Origin of the sequence: Rhodoferax mekongensis (assembly GCF_032191775.1) — a bacterium.
GTDB classification, from domain to species: Bacteria; Pseudomonadota; Gammaproteobacteria; order Burkholderiales; family Burkholderiaceae_C; genus Allorhodoferax; species Allorhodoferax mekongensis.
Window position 1 is genome coordinate 455,328 of the sequence record NZ_CP132507.1, and the last position, 19,228, is coordinate 474,555.

Consider the following 19,228-nt stretch of genomic DNA (forward strand, 5'->3'; position numbering starts at 1 on the left):
CGGCTGCCACGAGTGATTGGATGGTCTTTTTCATGCGTATCCCCTGATTATTTGGATTGACGACGGCGAGCAACCGCACCCATCAAACCCAAGCCCGCCAAAAGCAAAGCATAAGTTTCGGGTTCCGGGACAGGAGCCAATGTCACAGTGTAGGAGGCGGCTTCGCCGTAACCCGACAATTGGAACCAGTAAGAGCCACCGGGAGCAAGGCTGAAAGTGGATTGATATGAAGCCACACCCAAACCACTCAGACTTCCGTTGATCGGCAAGGACACAGTAAACCCAGACCCGGGTGCGCCCTGACCCACAGTCAAATAGGTATCCAAGCCCAAACCAGCATAGTCCACTGCGAAGTAGCCGCCAGTTACGCCCGTAAATTGAGACGGCAGGGTGAAGGTGTAAATATCCTCAAACGTGCCTGAAACATCAACGGAATTCTGGTAAGTGTTTTCCAACGGGCCGATATTGAATGTACTTGCTTGAGCCGCAGCCAGAGACGCTGCCAGCGTGAGCGCCAAAGCTGCTTTTTTCATTAACGATTTGTACACAAGCTTCTCCCATCAAATTTCAGAATGGCCGAAGTGTCGAGCTTTTGCGGCACTGCAACAATAGTGCGATCGGACTATCTACCACAAGGCTTTGAAAGTTTCGACACAATCGTCACATGCAGAAGTACTCACCCCCCCGCCTTTCCATGCTTGATCTGGTTGCCGTCCGCGAAGGCGGCACGGTGGGGCAGGCCTTGCAAATCGCTTTGCGCACAGCGCAGCATGCGGAGGCGCTGGGTTTCGAGCGCTACTGGCTGGCAGAGCACCACAACATGCCGGGCATCGCGAGTTCTGCCACCGCCGTACTGGTGGGCCATATGGCAGGCGGCACCAAGCGCATCCGGGTCGGGTCAGGCGGCATCATGCTGCCCAACCATGCGCCGCTGGTCGTGGCCGAAGCGTTTGGCACCTTGGCCGAGTTGTATCCGGGCCGTATTGACCTCGGCCTGGGCCGTGCCCCCGGTACGGACCCAACCACCATGCGCGCCCTGCGCCGCAACAAAGTCGAACACGAAGACGATTTCCCGCGCGACGTGGCCGAGCTGCAAGCCCTGCTGGCCCCCCTGCAACCGGGGCAAAAGTTGGTCGCCATGCCCGGTGCGGGCACGCAAGTGCCCATCTGGCTGCTGGGCTCCAGCCTGTATTCGGCCCAACTGGCCGGCCACTTGGGGCTGCCTTATGCGTTCGCATCCCACTTCGCACCACGCTATCTGCACCAGGCGATTGCGATGTACCGCAGCCTGTTCAAACCGTCTGCCTCACTGGCCAAACCGCATGTGATGGTGGGCGTGCCCCTGGTCGCGGCGGAAACGGACGAAGAGGCCGAGCTGCTCGCCAGCAGCATTTACCAGCGGGTGCTGGGCATCCTGACCGGGCAACGCGGGGCCTTGCCTCCCCCCAAGCCGCAGTTCCTGCAACAGTGCCCGCCCGATGCGCGGGCCGCCATCCAGGACTTTCTCGGTGAAGCCGTGATCGGCGGGCCGGACACCGTTGAGCAAGGCCTGCTGGCGATGGCAGACGCCACTCTTGCCGACGAGCTGATGCTGGTCAGCGACATTTACGACCCTGCCTTGCGTCTGCGCTCCCTGGACATTGCCGCGCACGCCATGCGCCGGGCTGCCGAAGACAGTGCGAAAGTCAGGGACGCCGCACCGGCAATGGGATGAACTCCGTCTCGCCCGGCACTGTAGGGAAGCGCTGCGCCTCCCAATCGTCCTGGGCCTGCAGAATGCGTTCTTTGTGGCTGGACACGAAGTTCCAAACCATGAAGCGGTGCCCCAGTGGCGTACCACCCAGCACCATCAGGCGTGTGGCTTGTGCAGCATGGATGACCGGCTCCGAGCCTTCCTCCAGCACCAGCATTTGCCCGCTAGACAGAGAAGCGCCGTCTGCTGACACGTCCGCGTCCACGCTGTAAATACCCCGCTCCACGGCGGCGGCAGGCACCGTGACTGAAGCACCGGCCTCCAACTCGATCGCCAAATACAAAGTAGGCGACAGGGTCGCAACCGGCGAACTCACCCCGAACGCGCTGCCCACCAGCACGCGCACGGTGGCGCCCGGCAGGGTCACCACCGGAATGGCGCTTGCAGGGGTGTGGGAAAAGGCAGGCGCATCTTCTTCATGTTCCGCCGGGAGCGCGGCCCAGAGCTGAAAGCCGTGGCTGTTGCGGCTCACGTCCCGCAGGTCATCGGGGGTGCGCTCCGAGTGCACGATGCCACGGCCCGCGGTCATCCAGTTGATGGCGCCGGGCTCTATACGTTGCACCACGCCGGTTGAGTCGCGGTGCATCATGGCGCCTTCAAACAGATAGGTCACCGTCGCCAGCCCGATATGGGGGTGCGGGCGCACGTCATGGTTGTCTCCCGGGTGGGCAGTTACCGGGCCGAAGTGGTCAAAAAACACAAAAGGTCCGATGGCCTGGCGCTGTACCGAAGGCAAGACACGCCGAACGGTGAAGCCGCCACCCAAATCGTGGGCACGGGGGATGATGGGAGTCGACATAGGTATCCTTGAGCTGAGGCACTAAAGCCGCATGGGTTTGCAAGCATTCTGCCCCAGCGTGCAATGGTTTGCTGCAATAAGCGCTTGCTCTGCTACAGTGCTTCGCCTGAGCATGAACACCTATACCGCCCGCGTATTGCGCCACACGATGGAGCGCTGGAACTCCGAGTACGCACTGGTACTCGATGAGGCACACGCCAGCAATTTGCAGCGCACCCGATTGCTCAGCCCGTTGGCAGCGGCACTGAATGGTTTTTTTGCGGTGCTGTTTCTCTGGATGGCCCTGAGCGCCTCGGACGACGACCCTGCTTACCGATGGAAATTCTGGCAGCTGTTGACCCACACCGGCATGGGGGCGGCCTTGGCCTTGTGCGCTTGGGCCTGTCGCCCGCTGGAGCACCGCCACCGCTCATTGGCAGGGCGCTGGTTGCCGGTTCTGGCCATGGCGGTGTGCATAGTCTTTGCCATGCTGATCACGGCCATCGACCAATGGGTTACCCCGGCCATCACCCCGTTTTTCATCGCCTGTATCGTGACCAGCCTCACGATCTACCTGCGCCCCCATGTGGCAGCCGCCTTGTTTGGCGTGGCCTTTGTGCTGTTCAGTACCCTGATCGGCATGACGCAGCACAACCCGGAGATGCTGCTTTCGAACCGCCTCAATGGCCTGGCTGTGTGCGTGATCGGGTTCTGCCTGTCGGTGCTGATGTGGCGCAAATTCACCACTATCGCGGTGCAAAAGCATCAGTTAGAGAAGGCCCACACCGAATTGCAGCTCAAACAGCGCGAGCTGGAGCGGCTCACCCGCCAGGACGGCCTGACCGGGCTGTTCAACCGCAACACCTTTGTGGAGCTCAGCACCAACGAGCTGAAGCGCGCCAAACGGCAAGGCAGCGCCACCACCATCCTTCTGCTGGACCTGGACCATTTCAAGCGCATCAATGACACCTGGGGCCATCCTGCCGGTGACGCGGTACTGCGGCATGTGGCGCAGACCATGGTGAACTCGGTGCGCAGCACCGACCTGGTGGGCCGCCTGGGTGGCGAAGAATTTATCGTGCTGCTGCCCCACACCACCGCGGAGGCCAGCCGCAAAATCGCTGAAAAAATCCGCCAGCGCCTGGAAGTCAGCGACATTCGCTGGGAAGACAAGCGCATCGCGGTAACCGCCAGCATCGGCCTTGCCGGCACCACGGCCGAAGAAAGCCGCGAATTCGACAGCCTCTACACCGAGGCCGACAAGGCACTCTACCTCGCCAAGCAGCGGGGTCGCAACCGGGTGATTTGACCCCGGCGCGCCAGCGCCATCGGAGGCCTCAAGGCGCTTGTCACATCCATGCTGGGATAATCGGTCCCACATGGCACTTATTACTCTTCTTGACGCCCAGCTGGCATTCGGGCACGTCCCCCTCCTCGACCACGCTGATTTCTCCCTCGAAACGCAGGAGCGCGTCGGCCTCATCGGCCGCAACGGCGCAGGCAAATCCTCCATGCTCAAAATTCTGGGCGGTATGGAGAAGCCTGACGACGGCACCCTGCAAGTGCAGACCGGCACCCGCATTTCCTATGTGGCACAAGAGCCGCAACTCGATGCAGACGCTACGATTTTCGTAGCTGTTCGCGCAGGTCTGGAGCGCGTTATCGGCCTGATTGAGCAATATTGCGCGGGCGAAGGCGATCTGGACGCCATGCAAAGCGAGATCGAAACGCTGGACGGCTGGAACTGGGAACAGCGGGTCAACGAGACCCTGCAACGCCTGCACCTGAATCCCGAGGCGATCGTCAACTCGCTCTCCGGCGGTACCAAAAAGCGCGTGGCCCTGGCCCAGGCGCTGGTCGCCCAGCCTGATGTGCTGCTGCTGGACGAACCCACCAACCACCTGGACCTGGACTCGATTGAATGGCTGGAAGGCCTGCTCAAGGAATTCAAGGGCTCCATCATCACCATCACCCACGACCGCTCCTTCCTGGACAACGTGGCCACCCGCATCGTGGAGCTGGACCGCGGCAAGCTGATGAGCTACCCCGGCAACTTCGCCGCCTACCTGACCCAAAAGGAAGAGCAACTCGCGCAAGAGGCGGTCATCAACGCCAAGGCCGACAAGCTGCTGGCCCAGGAGGAGGTGTGGATCCGCAAGGGCGTGGAAGCCCGCCGCACCCGCGCCACTGCCCGCATCAACCGCCTGCAAGAGCTGCGCGCCACCCGAGAAGCCCGCCGCGAAGTGGTGGGCAGCGTCAACATGGACGTGAACAGCGGCGACAAGAGCGGCAAGTTGGTGTCCGAGATGGTGCATGTGAGCAAGACCTTCGGCGACCGCATGATCGTGAAGGACTTCACCGCCACCATTCTGCGCGGCGACAAGATCGGCCTGCTCGGCCCGAACGGCGCGGGCAAGACCACCTTGCTCAAGCTGATTCTGGGCGAGCACAAGCCGGATCCAGCCCCCGCCAATGCACCCAAACCCGAACCCGGACACAGCCCCTGGGGCACGGTGCGCCTGGGTGCCAACGTCACCGTGGCCTACTTCGACCAGATGCGCAACGCGCTGGACCTGGACGCGACGCTGGAAGACTTCATCAGCCCCGGCTCGGAGTGGATCGAAATCGGCAACCAGCGCAAGCACGTCAAAAGCTACCTGGGCGACTTTTTGTTCTCTCCGGCCCGCGCCACCTCACCGGTGCGGTCCTTGTCGGGTGGCGAGCGCAACCGCTTGCTGCTGGCCCGCCTGTTTGCCCGCCCGGCCAACGTGCTGGTGCTGGACGAACCCACCAACGACCTGGACATCGACACGCTGGAGCTGCTGGAAGACTTGCTGCAAAGCTACGACGGCACCGTTTTCCTCGTCAGCCACGACCGGACCTTCCTGGACAACGTGGTCACCAGCACCATTGCCTACGAGGGCGATGCCAAGTGGCGCGAGTACGAGGGCGGCGTGAGCGATTGGCTGATACAGACCAAGCGCGCAAACGACATTGCCGCCGCGCAAGGCAAAACCACGGCCAAGCCCTTTAATTACGAGCGCGAGCAGCTACAAAAACAGGAGCAGGCAACTGCCAAGGTGAGCGCCACTGCGCCTGCTGCACCGGCACCCGCCAAGGCCCGCAAGCTGAGCTTCAAGGAGCAGCGCGAGCTCGATGGTTTACCTGCCGCCATTGCGGCCTTGGAAGCCGAGCAAAAAGATATTGCCGATGCGCTGGCCGACGGCAGCCTGTTCGCCAAAGACAACGCCCGTGCACTCGCCTTGAGCGCGCGCAATGCCGAGATCGACGAAGCGTTGATGGCGGCGCTGGAGCGCTGGGAAGAACTGGGCAAGCCGGCTTAAAGCGCGGGCCGCCCGGTGAAGTGCAGCAGGGTGCGCACCAGGTGGTCAATCTCGAAGGGTTTGCCCACGTGGTCGTTCATGCCGGCGGCCAGGCAGGCCTCTCGGTCTGAGGCCATGGCATTGGCAGTCATGGCGATCACGGGCAGGTTAGCAAATACGGGCATGGTGCGCAGGGCACGGGTAGCTTCGTAGCCATCCATCACCGGCATTTGCACATCCATCAGCACGGCCTCAAAGGCATCGGGCCGGGCGGTGAGCAGTTCCACAGCGAGCTGCCCGTTGTCGGCCAGAGTGACCTCGGCGCCTTCTTGCTTGAGCAGGCCCTTGGCCACCAGCTGGTTGATCTTGTTGTCTTCCACCACCAACAAGCGCATGCCGTCCAGACGCTTGGGTTTGTTGACCGCTTGCGGGGCGGCGGGGTTGACGCCGGTGGCGGCCTTGGCGCTCGCCGCCTGTGCATCCATGACCGCGTCCAGCAGCATGGAGGCCGTCACCGGCTTGACCAGAAAGCCATTCAGCAAAGCCTGCTCGTCCGCAGTGCGCTCTGCCATCATGGCGCGGCCGTTGGCGCTCACCATCAGGATCAGCGTGTCGCCGCCCGGCATCGCGGCACGGATGCGGCGGGTGGTCTCCCAACCGTCCCAATCGGGCATACGCCAGTCCATGAAAATCACCTGGTAAGGCTTGCTGCCGCTCTGTGCAGCCTGCACACGCTCCAGCGCTTGCGGGCCGCCCTCTGCCACATCCACGTCCCAGCCCAGCGAGCGGGTCATGGTGGCCAAAAGCGCGCGGGCGACCGGGTTGTCGTCCACCACCAGCGCCTTCTGGGCTGCCAAGGGGTGGCGCTGCACCATCGCTGCCGGCCCTACAGCTGCAGGTGGAGCGATCTGCAGGGGAACGGTAAAGTGAAAGTTGCTGCCCTCGCCCGGCACGCTGTCCACTTCGAGGGTGCCGCCCATCAGGCCCACCAGGCGCTGGCAGATCGCCAGCCCCAGGCCGGTACCACCGAAGCGGCGGGTCGTGGATGCTTCTGCCTGGGAGAAACCACTGAAGATGTGAGCCTGGTTTTCGCTCGCGATGCCGATGCCGGTGTCAGAGACGGCGAACTCCACGAACGCTTTGGCACCGTTGGTCGCTTTGAGGCGCAGGCGGATCACCACCTCACCCCGTTCAGTGAACTTGACTGCATTACCACCGAGGTTGATCAGCACTTGCTGCAAGCGCATGTCATCGCCCACCAGGGCATTGGGCACGTCAGTACCCACATCAAACAAGACCTCAATGGTCTTGGCGCCCACATTCGCAGAAAGAATGACGGACAGGTCGCGCAGCAGCTGGTCGGTGCGGAAGGGACGCGGGTCCAGCGTCATCTTTCCGGCCTCGATCTTGGAGAAATCGAGGATGTCGTTGAGCAGGCTCAGCAGGGATCGGGCGGCGCTGGCGGTGTTGTGGGTGTAGCTACGCTGCTTGTCGGTGAGCTCGGTGCCTTCCAGCAACTGCAGCATGCCCAGAATGGCGTTCATGGGCGTGCGCAATTCGTGGCTCATGTTGGCCAGAAACTGGCTCTTGGCCAAGCTCGCCTGCTCCGCCGTGTGGCGGGCTTTTTCAGCAGCCAGTTTGGCTTGTTCCAGCGCTGCGCGGCTGCCCTCACGCTCGCGCACCAGCACGGCGGTCTGGTTGAACATGGCCACCAGACTCTGGATTTCGGCAGGGGCCCCTTCGATCACGAGCTTCTCGGTTTCACTACTTCCGGTGCCCAAAGTCTGTACGACTTCACGCAGTTTCTGGAGCCCTCCCAGCCAATGGTTCAAGGCCCAGCGGATCAGTAGCAGGCCTACGACCAGGCTGGCCAGCCCCACACCTAGTACCAGCACGCTGATAGACCACAAATCTTCAGCCACGAGATCGGCGTCGAACTCCAGGCGGAGCAGGCCGTAGTCTTTACCGCCGACGGAGACAGGCCGGTTCACATCGTCCAGGCGCAACTTCACCCAGTTGGAGATGAATTTCGGGGGGTGTCCGTCGGCTGGGGCCTTGCTTTTGGCCAAAACAATAGCGCCGCTGGTGTCCTTGAACATGGCGCTGGCAAAGGCGGAACCCTGCACGCCTTTTTCGAGAATGCGTTTGACGGTGTCGTAATCGCCGATCACCACACTGTCTTGCACAGACTGCGCCACCACTTCGATCAGCATGACGGAAGAAGCTTGCGTTTCCTCGATCTGCTTGCGGAACTCGTAGCTGATAAACGCCGCCAATCCGCCCGCCACGAACAGCAGAAGGGTGGCGGTGTAAATCGCGAAGACGCGATTGGTCAGGGTGGCGGGAGTGATGCGGTCCAGAAGTCGTGCAGGCATGGGTGAGAAGCAGTTTTCTGGAGGCCCTGAAGGGGACGATCAGCGCAGGTTGGGAGGAGCCGTTTTGTAGAAATTGCGGTAGCTGACGTATTCGCTGCCATTAGACGCCACAAAGCTGGCATTGGGCAACAGCCCGACCAGATTGCCCGAGGCCGCCAGAATCTTCACACCCTGCACGTCTTTGCCCATGTCAGCAAAGGCCTTGGCCACCGCCTTCAGGTCTTTCTCGGGCACATTCTTGGAGGCCATGAGGGCCAGGTCATACAAGGGATCCGACTGCCAGAGCACACGTATCTTCTTGCCCTCCCGCTTGACCCAACCTTCGGTCAGCTGGGAGTTGGCGCCTACCGCTTTGACACGGCCACTGGCCAACTGCGCAAAGGCCCCGTCCATGTTGCCGCCGAACACCACCTCGACCGGAATATTGCGGTTCAGCAGTTGGGCGTAACTGAACTTGTAGGCCACCAACGCCTCCGGGCCGGGGAAGGCCACCGATTGGTTGGCGAGTTGCTCCAGCTTCTGGTACGGCGAATCCGCCAGAACCACGATCTGGCTGTGGATGGGCGGCGTCTGCCGGCGCCCGAAGACCTTCCAGCCAAGTTGGTCGCGGTCGGGGCTGAACAGGTGGTTGGAAAACACAAACTCCACTTCATTGGCCAGCACATAGGCCGTGGTGTCCGCCGAAGTGCGGCCGATCTTGAGCTGCAGTTTCACGCCGCTCTTGGCAGTGATGTATTCAATGATGGGGTTCCAGTAGCGGGCGGTGAGCTCCAGGCCGTACTGGTTGACCGGGGAAAAGCGGTAGACCGGGGCTTCCTGCGCGAGTGAGGGGGCGGCGGCTGCTAGAGCCAGAGTGGCGGCTGCGAAAGACAGCCATTGGCGACGATGTTGCATTGTTACTCCACGACGTGTTGTTATCGGCAGTTTCACCGCGCCACTGTAACCGGCGCGCAGGCTACACGATGCCACGGGCCTGCAGGTCTTGTATTTGACCTGCATCAAGCCCCAGCTCTGTCAGCACCACCTGCGTGTGTTCGCCCAAAGCCGGCGGGGGGTAGCGCAACTGCACCGGGGCCGCCGACAGGCGGATCGGACTGGCAACGGTACGGATGCTTTCGTAACTTGCATTTGCTATGGTTTCAGGAGCTGCTTGCGCATATTCCACACGCGCTACGCGTTGATTTTGCACCAAACCCCGGGCTTGTACCTGGGGGTCCGCAAAGGCGCGTGCCAGCGTGTTGATGGGCCCGCAAGGTACGGCCTTGTCTTCCAGCAAGGCAATCCACGCATCGGTGCTGCGGGTGCGGGTGACCTCCATCATCAACGGGATCAGCGTGGAGCGGTTTTCAACCCGGCGGGGGTTGGTGGTGAAACGCGGATCCTGCGCCCACTCGAGGCGGCCAGCGGCCTGGCAGAAGCGGGCAAACTGGCCGTCGTTGCCAATGGCCAGCAGCATGGCGCCGTCCAGCGTGGGGAAATCCTGATAAGGCACCAAGCTGGGGTGGGCGTTGCCCATGCGCTGGGGCTCGGCACCGGTGTTGATGAAACCTGCAGCTTGGTTGGCCAGAATGGCCATGCCTACATCCAGCAGCGCCATATCAATGTGCTGGCCTTCGCCGGTGCGGTGGCGCATTTCCACCGCCGCGAGGATGGCGCTGGTGGCATAGATGCCGGTAAACACATCGGTGATGGCCACACCCGCGCGCTGCGGACCGCCACCGGGCTCACCATCGGCTCTGCCGGTGATGCTCATCATGCCGCTCATGGCCTGGATCATGAGGTCGTAACCCGCCCGTTCGGCATAGGGCCCGGTCTGACCGAAACCGGTGATGGAGCAGTAAATCAAGCGGGGGTTCAGAGCCTTGAGGCTGGCGTAGTCCAGGCCGTAGTGGGCGAGGCCACCCACCTTGAAGTTTTCCACCAGGATGTCGCTCCGGACTGCCATCTGACGGATTAACGCCTGTCCCTCTTCCTTCGCCATGTCGATGGTGATGGAGCGCTTGTTCCGGTTGCAGGCGGTGAAGTAGGTTGCATCTTGCGTGGGCCTGCCATCCGCCCCCGGCATGAAGGGCGGGCCCCAGTGGCGGGTGTCGTCGCCGGCGACAGGTCGCTCCACCTTGACTACATCCGCCCCCATATCGGCCAGCATCTGGGTGCACCAGGGGCCGGCCAGCACCCGGGAGAGGTCCAGAACTTTGAGGTGGGAGAGCGCGCCTTGGGGAGTGTTGGGAAGGGTCATACCGGCTTCAGTGCATGGGATGGCCCATGGTAGCCTGTGCGGCCGGTTTGACAGGGTCGATTTCACCCGTAAAATTCGCACCTGAAAACGATTTCAAATGAGAATAATGCAAGGACACCCCGTGACCGCTCCCGAGACATTCCCCCTGCCCCCTTTTCCTTCCGATTTCCGCTGGGGCGTCGCCACCAGCTCTTACCAGATTGAGGGCGCTGCCGCCCAGGACGGGCGCGCACCCTCCATCTGGGACACCTTTTCCAAAACACCCGGCAAGGTGGTGAACGGTGATACCGGTGATGTGGCCTGCGACCACTACAACCGCCTCGAGTCCGACCTCGACATGATTCAGAGCCTGGGCGTGGACAGCTACCGCTTCTCGATCGCCTGGTCCCGCGTGCAGCCTCTGGGCTATGGCGCCTGGAACGAAAAAGGACTGGACTTCTATGAGCGCCTGGTAGACGGCTTGTTGAAACGCGGCATCGCCCCGTTTGCCACCCTCTACCACTGGGACTTGCCGCAGGGCCTGCAAGACTTGCAGCAGGGCTGGGAAGCGCGCGACACCGCGTACCGTTTTGCCGACTACGCCCAGCGCATGGGCAAACTCCTGGGCGACCGCGTAGCCAGCATTGCCACCCACAACGAACCCTGGTGCACCGCCACCCTGGGGTACGACCAGGGCGTGTTTGCCCCCGGCAAGAAAGACGTGCCCGCCATGCTGCGCGTGTCCCACCATCTGCTGCTCTCGCACGGGCTTGCTCTTCAGGCCATGCGCGCTGTGGGCGTGAAAGCGCCGCTGGGGATTGTGCTGAACCAGTCGCCCACCACCGCGGCCACCGACAGCCCGGCGGACCAGGCCCGCGCCCAGCGCGAGTACGACCGCTTTGTGCGCTGGTACATGGACCCCATCTTCAACAAGGCTTACCCCCAAGGCCCTGAGCTGGCGCAGCCCGACAACATCCAGGACGGTGACTTCGACATCATTGCCCAGCCCTTGGATTTTCTGGGTATCAATTACTACACCCGCATCTGGGCCAGCACCAGCACACCACCGGTGCCCGCGCCCAACAAGGATGGCGTGTCCGACATGGGCTGGGAAAACTACGCGCAGGGCCTCTCGGACCTGCTGCAAGGCATTCACCGCGACTACACCCTGCCTCCCATTTACATCACGGAAAACGGATTTGCGGAGGCCGACAAGGTGGTCGATGGCCGCGTGAACGACCCGGGCCGCCAGGCCTATATGCAGACCCACTTGAAGGCGCTGCTCGAGGCCATGGACGCGGGTGTGGATGTGCGCGGCTTCTTTTACTGGAGCCTGATGGACAACTTTGAGTGGGCCTGCGGATACGACAAACGTTTCGGACTGGTGCATGTGGACTATGCCACCCAGCAGCGCACCCTGAAAGACAGTGCCTTGCGCTACCGGGCGTTCATCGCCAGGCAGCGCAAGCGCTAAACAAAAAAAGGCCCTCGGGCCTTTTTTTCCGTCTGCCGTTGGAGACCTACTGACTCAGGCCTGCCTCAAGCCTGCCACTTCCGGGTGGTCTCGCGCACCATGAGCTCCAGCGGGGGCAACTGCACCGCTTCTGCGGGGTAGCCCATCATGTCGAGCAGCATGCGGGCCGCATACAAACCCACTTCGTACACCGGCTGGCGCACGCTGGTGAGCGGCGGGGTCATGAAGCTGGAGGTGGGCATGTCATCAAAGCCGACGAGTGACACGTCTTCCGGCACCCGCAGGCCCCGCTGGTAGAGAGCAAGCCTCGCGCCCAGTGCGGTGTCGTCATTGGCGCAAAAGATGGCGGTGAATGAAACCCCGCTCTCGATCAAGCGTTGCACTGCGGCATGACCGCCTTTGTCCGTAAAGTTGCCGCGCACCAGCAGGCGCGGGTCCGGCTCCACACCGGCCTCTGCATGGGCCTCCAGATAACCCAGGTAGCGGCCTTGCGCATCGGCGCGGTTCTCGACACCGGCAATGTGGGCAATGCGGGTGTGCCCCAAGGCCAGCAAATGGCGGGTAGCCAGATAGCCACCGAACTTCTGGTCCACATGGATGGAGCGCAGGTTGGGCCCTTCCAGATCGCGCTCGGTAATCACCACCGGCTGTTGCTTGGCCACGTCCAGCACATCCTGGTCGGCAATGTCACTGGTCAGGATGATGACGCCATCGACGCGGCGAGAGGTCAGCAGCTTCAGGCTGGCCACGTCGGTCTGGGCATTCCAGTGACCGCTCACGATGATGGGGGAGTGGCCGCTGGCCTCCAGCCCCACCTCGATGCCCTTGAGCGCACGCGAATAGAACTGGCTTTCAATAGACTGGGTGAGCACCCCCACCGTCATGGTGATGCCGGTCTTCAGGCTGCGGGCAAAGATGTTGGGGCGGAACTTGAGCTGGGTGATCGCTGCTTCTACCGCTTCGCGTTTGGCCGGGGCTACACGGGCTGTGCCGTTCAGGATGCGGGAAACAGTGCTTGGGGAAACCCCCGCCACGCGGGCCACGTCCAGCAGCGTTACAGGTTCGCTGCTGGAGGGGGAGGCGAAGGTGGTGGTCATGCGGGTTCAGGCAGGTGGTTCAGACCCGCCGGAGTTTATGCGATGCCCACCGCGGCCGCACTGACACGGGCCGCCAGCGGATATCAGTTGGCGAACGCGGCAATGCCCGTTTGGGCCCGGCCCAAGATCAGGGCGTGGATATCGTGCGTACCTTCGTAGGTGTTGACCACCTCGAGGTTCACCAAATGGCGCGCCACCCCGAACTCGTCGCTGATGCCGTTGCCACCCATCATGTCGCGGGCCATACGCGCTATGTCTAGTGCTTTGCCGCAGGAGTTGCGCTTGAGGATGGAGGTGATTTCCACCGCTGCCGTGCCTTCGTCCTTCATGCGGCCCAGGCGCAGGCAGCCTTGCAGGCCCAATGCGATCTCAGTTTGCATGTCGGCCAGTTTTTTCTGGATGAGCTGGTTGGCGGCCAAAGGGCGACCGAACTGCTTGCGGTCCAAGGTGTATTGGCGGGAGCGGGTCCAGCAATCTTCAGCCGCACCCAGTGCACCCCAGGCAATGCCATAGCGCGCACTGTTCAAGCAGGTGAACGGGCCCTTGAGTCCACGGATCTCTGGGAAGGCATTTTCCTCGGGTACAAACACGCCGTCCATCACGATTTCGCCGGTAATGCTGGCGCGCAGGCCCACTTTGCCGTGGATGGCCGGAGCCGACAGGCCCGCCATGCCTTTTTCCAGTACAAAGCCACGGATGGGGCCGACCGATCCAGCCTCGCTGACCTCTTTGGCCCACACCACGAACACGTCGGCGATCGGGCTGTTGCTGATCCACATCTTGCTGCCAGTGAGCTTGTACCCGCCTGCCACTTTTTGGGCACGGGTGGCCATGCTCTGGGGGTCGGAGCCATGGTCGGGTTCGGTCAGCCCGAAGCAACCTATCCATTCGCCGGTGGCCAGCTTGGGCAGGTACTTCTGGCGCTGGGCCTCGGTGCCGAACTCGAAGATAGGCACCATCACCAACGAGGACTGCACGCTCATCATGCTGCGGTAGCCGCTGTCCACCCGCTCCACCTCGCGGGCGATCAGGCCGTAGGCCACGTAGTTGAGGCCGGGGCCGCCGTATTGCTCGGGAATCGTGGGGCCCAAGAGACCCAACTCACCCATTTCCCGGAATATGGCGGGATCGGTGCTGCCGTCCCGGAAGGCCTGGGTCACGCGGGGGAGCAACTTGTCCTGGCAGTACGCAGCGGCGGCATCGCGCACCATGCGCTCGTCGTCAGAGAGTTGGCTGTCCAGCAAAAAGGGGTCTTGCCAATTGAAGGCGGCGTGGCTCATGAAGTGCTCCGGCAGAAGAAAGGAATGCAGGGATCGTAGCCCCTGCATAGGGCCTGTGCAAGCAAGCGTTTTGCACAAAGGCATGCATTTAACTCATTTTTAAATCCAAAAAAACGCGATTTTTGACGCTTTGACACCGATGTATTGCGTGTGGTGCATACCTATGACATAGTCCGCGCCAATTTGGAGAGCAATTCCATGGGCAACAGCAGCACCACGACAACAGCACCTGATCAGAGCAAACCGGTCACCATCTTCGGCCCGGATTTCCCGTTCGCGTTTGACGACTGGATCGCCCACCCCGACGGGCTGGGCCAGCTACCCGCCCACCGCTTGGGCGAAGAGGTGGCTATCGTCGGCGCAGGCATGGCCGGCATGGTGGCCGCCTACGAGCTGATGAAGCTGGGCCTCAAGCCGGTGATTTATGAGGCGTCCAAGATGGGCGGGCGGTTGCGTTCGCAAGTGTTTGAGGGGACGCAGGACGTGGTGGCGGAGCTGGGCGGCATGCGCTTTCCGGTCTCGGGCACCGCGTTCTACCACTATGTCCACCTGCTGGGCCTGGAGACCCGGGACTTCCCCAACCCCCTGACGCCCGCTTCGGGCAGCACCGTCATCGACCTGGAGGGCAACACCCATTACGCGCGCAGCCTGCAAGACCTGCCCCCGATCTTCAAAGAGGTCGCGGACGCCTGGGCGCAGGCACTCGAAGACGATGCCCGCTTCAGCGATATGCAAAACGCCATCCGCAACCGGGATGTGCCGGCACTCAAACGCATGTGGAATGCGCTGGTGCCGCTTTGGGATGACCGTACGTTTTACGACTTCATCGCCAACTCCAAGGCGTTTGCCAAGCTGTCCTTCCATCACCGGGAAATCTTCGGGCAAGTGGGTTTTGGCACCGGCGGTTGGGACTCGGATTTCCCCAATTCCATGCTGGAGATCCTGCGAGTAGTCCTGACCAACTGCGATGACAACCAGCGTCTTATTGTGGGCGGGGCCGACCAAGTGCCTCACGGCCTGTGGCGCCACGCGCCTACCCCACTGGTGCACTGGCCGGCAGGCACCACCTTGCAAAGCCTGCACAGCGGCGCAACCCGTGCGGGGGTAGCCGCCGTTGCCCGGGCCGCGGATGGCCGACTCGCCGTGACGGACACCTGGGGCGACACGCGCCACTACAACGCGGTGCTGACGACCTGCCAGAGCTGGCTGCTCACCACCCAGATTGCGGTCGAAGAGTCCCTGTTCTCGCACAAGATGTGGATGGCGCTGGACCGCACCCGCTACATGCAATCCAGCAAAACCTTTGTGATGGTGGACCGGCCATTTTGGAAAGACAAAGACCCGGAAACCGGCCGCGATGTGATGAGCATGACCCTCACCGACCGGCTGACCCGCGGCACCTACCTGTTTGACAACGGGCCGGACAAACCTGCCGTGATTTGTCTGTCTTATGCCTGGATGGGCGACGCCCTCAAGATGCTGCCGCAGACCCCGGAGAAACGCGTCAAGCTGGCCCTGCAGGCCCTCAAGAAGATCTACCCCAAGGTGGACATTGCCAGCCACATCATCGGCGACCCGATTTGCGTGTCCTGGGAGGCGGACCCCTACTTTCTGGGAGCCTTCAAGGGCGCACTGCCCGGGCACTACCGCTACAACCAGCGCATGTATGCCCATTTCAAGCAGGACGGACTTCCGCCTGAACAGCGCGGCATCTTCATCGCCGGGGACGACGTCTCGTGGACACCCGCATGGGTAGAGGGGGCGGTGCAAACGTCCCTGAACGCGGTGTGGGGCATCGTGCAACATCTGGGCGGACACACCCATGCCACCAACCCCGGCCCCGGTGATGTGTTCGACACCTTGGGACCGATGGCGCTCCCCGAATGACGGCCATGCGCGCACCTCTGAAACTGGCCCTGTGGCAATGTGCCCCTGCCCCGCTGGATGTGCCGGGCAATCTGGAGAGGCTGGAAGCCGCCGCCCGCGAGGCCGCCAGTGCAGGAGCACAACTCCTGGTGTGCCCGGAGATGTTCATCACGGGTTACGCCATTGGTGCGCCGGCCGTGCAGACCCTGGCCCAAATGGCAGACGGGGCCTGGGCCGACGCCGTGACCGGCATTGCGCAACGCCACCAAGTGGCGGTGGTATATGGCTACCCCGAGCGCGGCGCGGACGGCCGCGTTCACAACGCAGCCCAATGGATCGATGCGTCGGGCCTGCGCCGCCTGAATTACCGCAAGGCTTATCTCTTCGGCGAGCTCGACCGCAGCCAGTTTGCCGCCGAGGCGCAAAGCGCCCGGACCTTCGACTTCCTAGGCTGGAAAGTCGGCATGCTGATTTGCTACGACGTGGAATTTCCCGAAGCCACCCGCGCACTCGCGCTTGCAGGCGCAGACCTGATTGTGGTGCCGACGGCCAACATGGCGGACTACGACTTCGTAGCCCGATCGCTGGTGCCGGTGCGGGCCTATGAGAACCAGTTGTTTGTAGCCTATGCCAACTTCGCCGGTTCCGAGGGCGGACTGCAGTACGGTGGTTTGAGCGTGGTGGCCGGGCCTGACGGCGCCACCCTCGTACAAGCCGGGCGCGAAGAAGCGCTGGTGTTTGCCACTCTCGACGATGAGCGGCTCACTGCCGCCCGCAACGCCGCGCAGCACGTTCGAGACCTGACGGTCCTCCACAACCCACCGACTTAACCCGCCCCATGCGACGAAAAATACCTGCCACCCAAGCCTTGCTCTGTTTCGAGGCTGCGGCGCGCCACGAAAGTTTTACCCGCGCGGCCCAGGAGCTGTCGCTCACCCAAAGCGCCATTTCGCGGCAAATCACCACGCTCGAGGAGTTGGTGGGCATGGCGCTGTTCCGCCGCACGCGGCATGGTGTGGCGCTGACGAGTGCGGGCACGCGCTACGCCGCGCAGGTCGCGTCCTGGCTACGCGGGCTGGAGCAGGACACCCTGGACCTCATGTCCACCCGCGGCCACGGTGGCGCGGTGCAGTTGGCCAGCGTTCCCACCTTTGCAGCGCGTTGGCTCCTGCCGCGCCTGCCCGACTTTCACGCCAAGCACGCCAACACCGTCGTGCACATTGAAACCCGTACCCGCCCTTTTCTGTTCAACGACACCTCGTTTGACGCAGCCATCTTCGCCTGCACCGAATTACAGATCCGCCACTGGGCAGGCACGCGCAGCTACCCGCTGTTACAAGAAGAGGTGATTGCCGTGTGCAGCCCGGCCTTGCTGCGCGGGCGCAGAGCATTAAGTGCGGCAGAAGTGGCTTTGCTGCCCCTGCTGCAACAAAGCACCCGGCCCGACAGCTGGCAAAGCTGGTTTTCGGCGCAAGGCATTGAAGCAGCCAACGCCTTTGCCGGGCCGCGGTACGAGCAGTTTTCCATGGCTTCGTCAGCTGCCGCATGCGGAATGGGCGTGGCCTTGGTGCCACGCCTGTTGATAGAGGCAGAGCTGGCCCGGGGTGAGCTGGCGCTCGCGCACCCTGCGCCGCTGCCCGGTGAGCGGCACTACTACCTGGTGCTCCCGGAAAACACCGAGGCCGGCCCAGCCGTGGAGCTGTTCAGCGCATGGCTCCAGTCAGTGTGCTCTCCCGCAGCGCTCTAACGCACAAGAAAAAGCCGCGGGCAACGCTGCGCCGCGGCTCCCGGGGAGAGTTTTCGGTTTAGCTTGCCGCTCAGGGCTGGCGCACGATCACTGGCTGGATGTTGAACAGGTGTGCACTGCCGGGCTCCACACCGACCTTGACCCAGTGCAGGCTGGGGCTGCCGAATGTTTGCAAACGGGTCAGATTGGGCAATAGCTTGCTGGGGCTGTACAGGGGCTTGTCCACTTTGAAGAAGTGGGTGTCGCCATGCACAAACAGCACCTGGCCTTTGTAACTTTCGGTTTGCTTCACGACCGCAGCCATAAAGTTGCGGTAGCCGCTGAACTGGGGCAACTCGCTTTCGTCGGTCTCTTCGGTCTCAGGCCAGTCAAAGCCGGGGTCGGCCTGGATGACCAGCACCACGCCTTCGGCCTTTTCTGCCTTGGCCTTGGCGAAGGTGGAATCCAGCCACTGGATGTTGGCGGCATCACGTTCCAGATATTCCGCATTCGAGGCATCGCACTGCGCAGCATTGCGGGCGCTCTTGGCCGTGCACTCCTTGGCGCTCATGATCACGTTGTTGTTGCTGCCAGGCACGTTGATGCCGGCAAACACCACGGGGCCGTAGCTGAAGCGGGTGTTTTCGACGTATTTCTCACCGAGCTTGCCCTGGTGCTCCAAGGGCAGCGTAGCCTGACCCAAGCTCGCAGCTGAAGGGAACATCACCTTGCGCAGGTGAGCCAAGCGCTCGAGGGCATCAAATCCGCCGTTATTGGTGCGGTGGCAATCGGTCCACTCGTTGTCTCCGGGCACATAGACCACGGGCTTCTTCATGCTGCCGAACATCTTGAGGGCATCGACGTAGATGTCGTCGGTGCATTTGGAGCTGCCGTCCTTGATGTCGCCGTCATACACGGAGAACGCAATGTCCGAGGCGTTGATGCTGTTCAGCACTGCGGGCAGCTTGCTGTCGTCTCCGGCTTTTTTGTAGGGCATGTCACCCCACAAACCGAAGCTGTAGCTGTTGTTGGGAGTACCGGGCGCAGTGGCGCAGGCAGTCAGGCTGGCAGCAATCGCCAGAGCGCTTAAGAGACGGATAGACATGGAGAACTCCGGAAAAGAGGGACTAGGCAGGGCGCTGCGGCACGCGACCGCACGGCACTTGCTCAATGTCCGCGCTTTGCGTGACAACGGTGTGACAGACGCAAGACAAGTTGCGCCCCAAAACCGTGACAGCGCGCACCATCGCTGCACCCCAAGCCGGTGCAAGGCGGCCGACAAACGGGCGGGTTTATGGTGCAAACCCCTAGTTACAGCGTGGCACGTGGATTGCTAGC

The 19,228-nt window shown here is 62.4% G+C and carries 15 protein-coding genes; 7 read left to right on the forward strand and 8 right to left on the reverse strand.

All coding sequences use genetic code 11. The features are described from left to right. Positions 1–47 precede the first annotated feature (47 nt). Entirely contained in the window at positions 48–533 is a 486-nt protein-coding gene (locus tag RAN89_RS02205) for an FxDxF family PEP-CTERM protein (protein WP_313868038.1), read from the reverse strand. Positions 534–664: 131 nt separating this feature from the next. Here RAN89_RS02205 and RAN89_RS02210 point away from each other — a divergent pair, with 131 nt between their 5' ends. Continuing rightward, a complete protein-coding gene (locus RAN89_RS02210) occupies positions 665–1,714 on the forward strand; it encodes an LLM class flavin-dependent oxidoreductase (RefSeq protein ID WP_313868039.1) in 1,050 nt (349 codons plus the stop codon). Here the strand turns inward: RAN89_RS02210 and RAN89_RS02215 are convergent. Further along, on the reverse strand, positions 1,686–2,552 hold the full coding sequence (locus RAN89_RS02215; RefSeq protein ID WP_313868040.1) for a pirin family protein: 867 nt from the start codon (positions 2,550–2,552) through the stop codon (positions 1,686–1,688). The two genes, RAN89_RS02210 and RAN89_RS02215, sit on opposite strands and share 29 nt — an antisense overlap. A 112-nt stretch (positions 2,553–2,664) precedes the next feature. On the opposite strand from RAN89_RS02215, the gene RAN89_RS02220 reads away from it, so the two are divergent. Both RAN89_RS02220 and RAN89_RS02225 read left to right on the forward strand, forming a co-directional pair. Continuing rightward, positions 2,665–3,840 carry a GGDEF domain-containing protein gene (locus RAN89_RS02220; protein WP_313868041.1) on the forward strand — a complete coding sequence of 392 codons (1,176 nt, stop codon included), beginning with the start codon at positions 2,665–2,667 and terminating at the stop codon, positions 3,838–3,840. A 70-nt stretch (positions 3,841–3,910) separates the two neighbouring features. Continuing rightward, a complete protein-coding gene (locus RAN89_RS02225; protein ID WP_313868042.1) occupies positions 3,911–5,875 on the forward strand; it encodes an ATP-binding cassette domain-containing protein in 1,965 nt (654 codons plus the stop codon). Here RAN89_RS02225 and RAN89_RS02230 read toward each other — a convergent pair. The 3 genes from RAN89_RS02230 to RAN89_RS02240 all read right to left on the reverse strand — a co-directional run bounded on the left by RAN89_RS02230 (position 5,872) and on the right by RAN89_RS02240 (position 10,468). Beyond that, positions 5,872–8,229, reverse strand: a complete 2,358-nt coding sequence (locus RAN89_RS02230) for a hybrid sensor histidine kinase/response regulator (RefSeq protein ID WP_313868043.1) — start codon at positions 8,227–8,229, stop codon at positions 5,872–5,874. The genes RAN89_RS02225 and RAN89_RS02230 overlap by 4 nt on opposite strands. Before the next feature lie 39 nt (positions 8,230–8,268). Then, positions 8,269–9,123, reverse strand: coding sequence for a phosphate/phosphite/phosphonate ABC transporter substrate-binding protein (locus RAN89_RS02235; protein WP_313868044.1), 855 nt, complete (start codon positions 9,121–9,123; stop codon positions 8,269–8,271). A gap of 61 nt (positions 9,124–9,184) precedes the next feature. Then, a complete protein-coding gene (locus tag RAN89_RS02240) occupies positions 9,185–10,468 on the reverse strand; it encodes a CaiB/BaiF CoA transferase family protein (RefSeq protein ID WP_313868045.1) in 1,284 nt (427 codons plus the stop codon). A 106-nt stretch (positions 10,469–10,574) separates the two neighbouring features. Here RAN89_RS02240 and RAN89_RS02245 point away from each other — a divergent pair, with 106 nt between their 5' ends. Continuing rightward, on the forward strand, positions 10,575–11,921 hold the full coding sequence (locus RAN89_RS02245) for a GH1 family beta-glucosidase (protein WP_313868046.1): 1,347 nt from the start codon (positions 10,575–10,577) through the stop codon (positions 11,919–11,921). Positions 11,922–11,986: 65 nt separating this feature from the next. Here RAN89_RS02245 and RAN89_RS02250 read toward each other — a convergent pair whose 3' ends face one another. Beyond that, on the reverse strand, positions 11,987–13,018 hold the full coding sequence (locus RAN89_RS02250; protein ID WP_313868047.1) for a LacI family DNA-binding transcriptional regulator: 1,032 nt from the start codon (positions 13,016–13,018) through the stop codon (positions 11,987–11,989). 83 nt (positions 13,019–13,101) lie between these two features. Next, complete coding sequence (locus RAN89_RS02255) at positions 13,102–14,298, reverse strand: acyl-CoA dehydrogenase (RefSeq protein WP_313868048.1); 1,197 nt, start codon at positions 14,296–14,298, stop codon at positions 13,102–13,104. 198 nt (positions 14,299–14,496) lie between these two features. Between RAN89_RS02255 and RAN89_RS02260 the strand changes: the two genes are divergently transcribed. Genes RAN89_RS02260 through RAN89_RS02270 form a run of 3 tightly spaced genes read left to right on the forward strand, consistent with a single transcriptional unit; the run spans position 14,497 to position 17,911 of the window. Continuing rightward, entirely contained in the window at positions 14,497–16,185 is a 1,689-nt protein-coding gene (locus RAN89_RS02260; RefSeq protein ID WP_313868049.1) for a flavin monoamine oxidase family protein, read from the forward strand. Positions 16,186–16,190: 5 nt separating this feature from the next. Continuing rightward, positions 16,191–16,994 (forward strand): carbon-nitrogen hydrolase family protein, encoded by an 804-nt coding sequence (locus RAN89_RS02265; protein ID WP_313868050.1) that lies wholly within the window; start codon positions 16,191–16,193, stop codon positions 16,992–16,994. A gap of 8 nt (positions 16,995–17,002) precedes the next feature. Beyond that, a complete protein-coding gene (locus RAN89_RS02270) occupies positions 17,003–17,911 on the forward strand; it encodes a LysR substrate-binding domain-containing protein (protein WP_313868051.1) in 909 nt (302 codons plus the stop codon). 70 nt (positions 17,912–17,981) lie between these two features. On the opposite strand, the gene RAN89_RS02275 is transcribed toward RAN89_RS02270, so the two are convergent. Further along, positions 17,982–18,995 (reverse strand): hypothetical protein, encoded by a 1,014-nt coding sequence (locus RAN89_RS02275; RefSeq protein ID WP_313868052.1) that lies wholly within the window; start codon positions 18,993–18,995, stop codon positions 17,982–17,984. Positions 18,996–19,228 lie beyond the last annotated feature (233 nt).

Bases quoted from the DNA above. Each gene is read 5' to 3' on its own strand.
- RAN89_RS02265 (WP_313868050.1), top strand. From the start codon at position 16,191: ATGCGCGCACCTCTGAAACTGGCCCTGTGGCAATGTGCCCCTGCCCCG.
- RAN89_RS02240 (WP_313868045.1), bottom strand. From the start codon at position 10,468: ATGACCCTTCCCAACACTCCCCAAGGCGCGCTCTCCCACCTCAAAGTT.
- RAN89_RS02255 (WP_313868048.1), bottom strand. From the start codon at position 14,298: ATGAGCCACGCCGCCTTCAATTGGCAAGACCCCTTTTTGCTGGACAGC.
- RAN89_RS02235 (WP_313868044.1), bottom strand. From the start codon at position 9,123: ATGCAACATCGTCGCCAATGGCTGTCTTTCGCAGCCGCCACTCTGGCT.
- RAN89_RS02270 (WP_313868051.1), top strand. From the start codon at position 17,003: ATGCGACGAAAAATACCTGCCACCCAAGCCTTGCTCTGTTTCGAGGCT.
- RAN89_RS02220 (WP_313868041.1), top strand. From the start codon at position 2,665: ATGAACACCTATACCGCCCGCGTATTGCGCCACACGATGGAGCGCTGG.
- RAN89_RS02210 (WP_313868039.1), top strand. From the start codon at position 665: ATGCAGAAGTACTCACCCCCCCGCCTTTCCATGCTTGATCTGGTTGCC.
- RAN89_RS02260 (WP_313868049.1), top strand. From the start codon at position 14,497: ATGGGCAACAGCAGCACCACGACAACAGCACCTGATCAGAGCAAACCG.
- RAN89_RS02250 (WP_313868047.1), bottom strand. From the start codon at position 13,018: ATGACCACCACCTTCGCCTCCCCCTCCAGCAGCGAACCTGTAACGCTG.
- RAN89_RS02275 (WP_313868052.1), bottom strand. From the start codon at position 18,995: ATGTCTATCCGTCTCTTAAGCGCTCTGGCGATTGCTGCCAGCCTGACT.
- RAN89_RS02245 (WP_313868046.1), top strand. From the start codon at position 10,575: ATGCAAGGACACCCCGTGACCGCTCCCGAGACATTCCCCCTGCCCCCT.
- RAN89_RS02215 (WP_313868040.1), bottom strand. From the start codon at position 2,552: ATGTCGACTCCCATCATCCCCCGTGCCCACGATTTGGGTGGCGGCTTC.
- RAN89_RS02225 (WP_313868042.1), top strand. From the start codon at position 3,911: ATGGCACTTATTACTCTTCTTGACGCCCAGCTGGCATTCGGGCACGTC.
- RAN89_RS02205 (WP_313868038.1), bottom strand. From the start codon at position 533: ATGAAAAAAGCAGCTTTGGCGCTCACGCTGGCAGCGTCTCTGGCTGCG.
- RAN89_RS02230 (WP_313868043.1), bottom strand. From the start codon at position 8,229: ATGCCTGCACGACTTCTGGACCGCATCACTCCCGCCACCCTGACCAAT.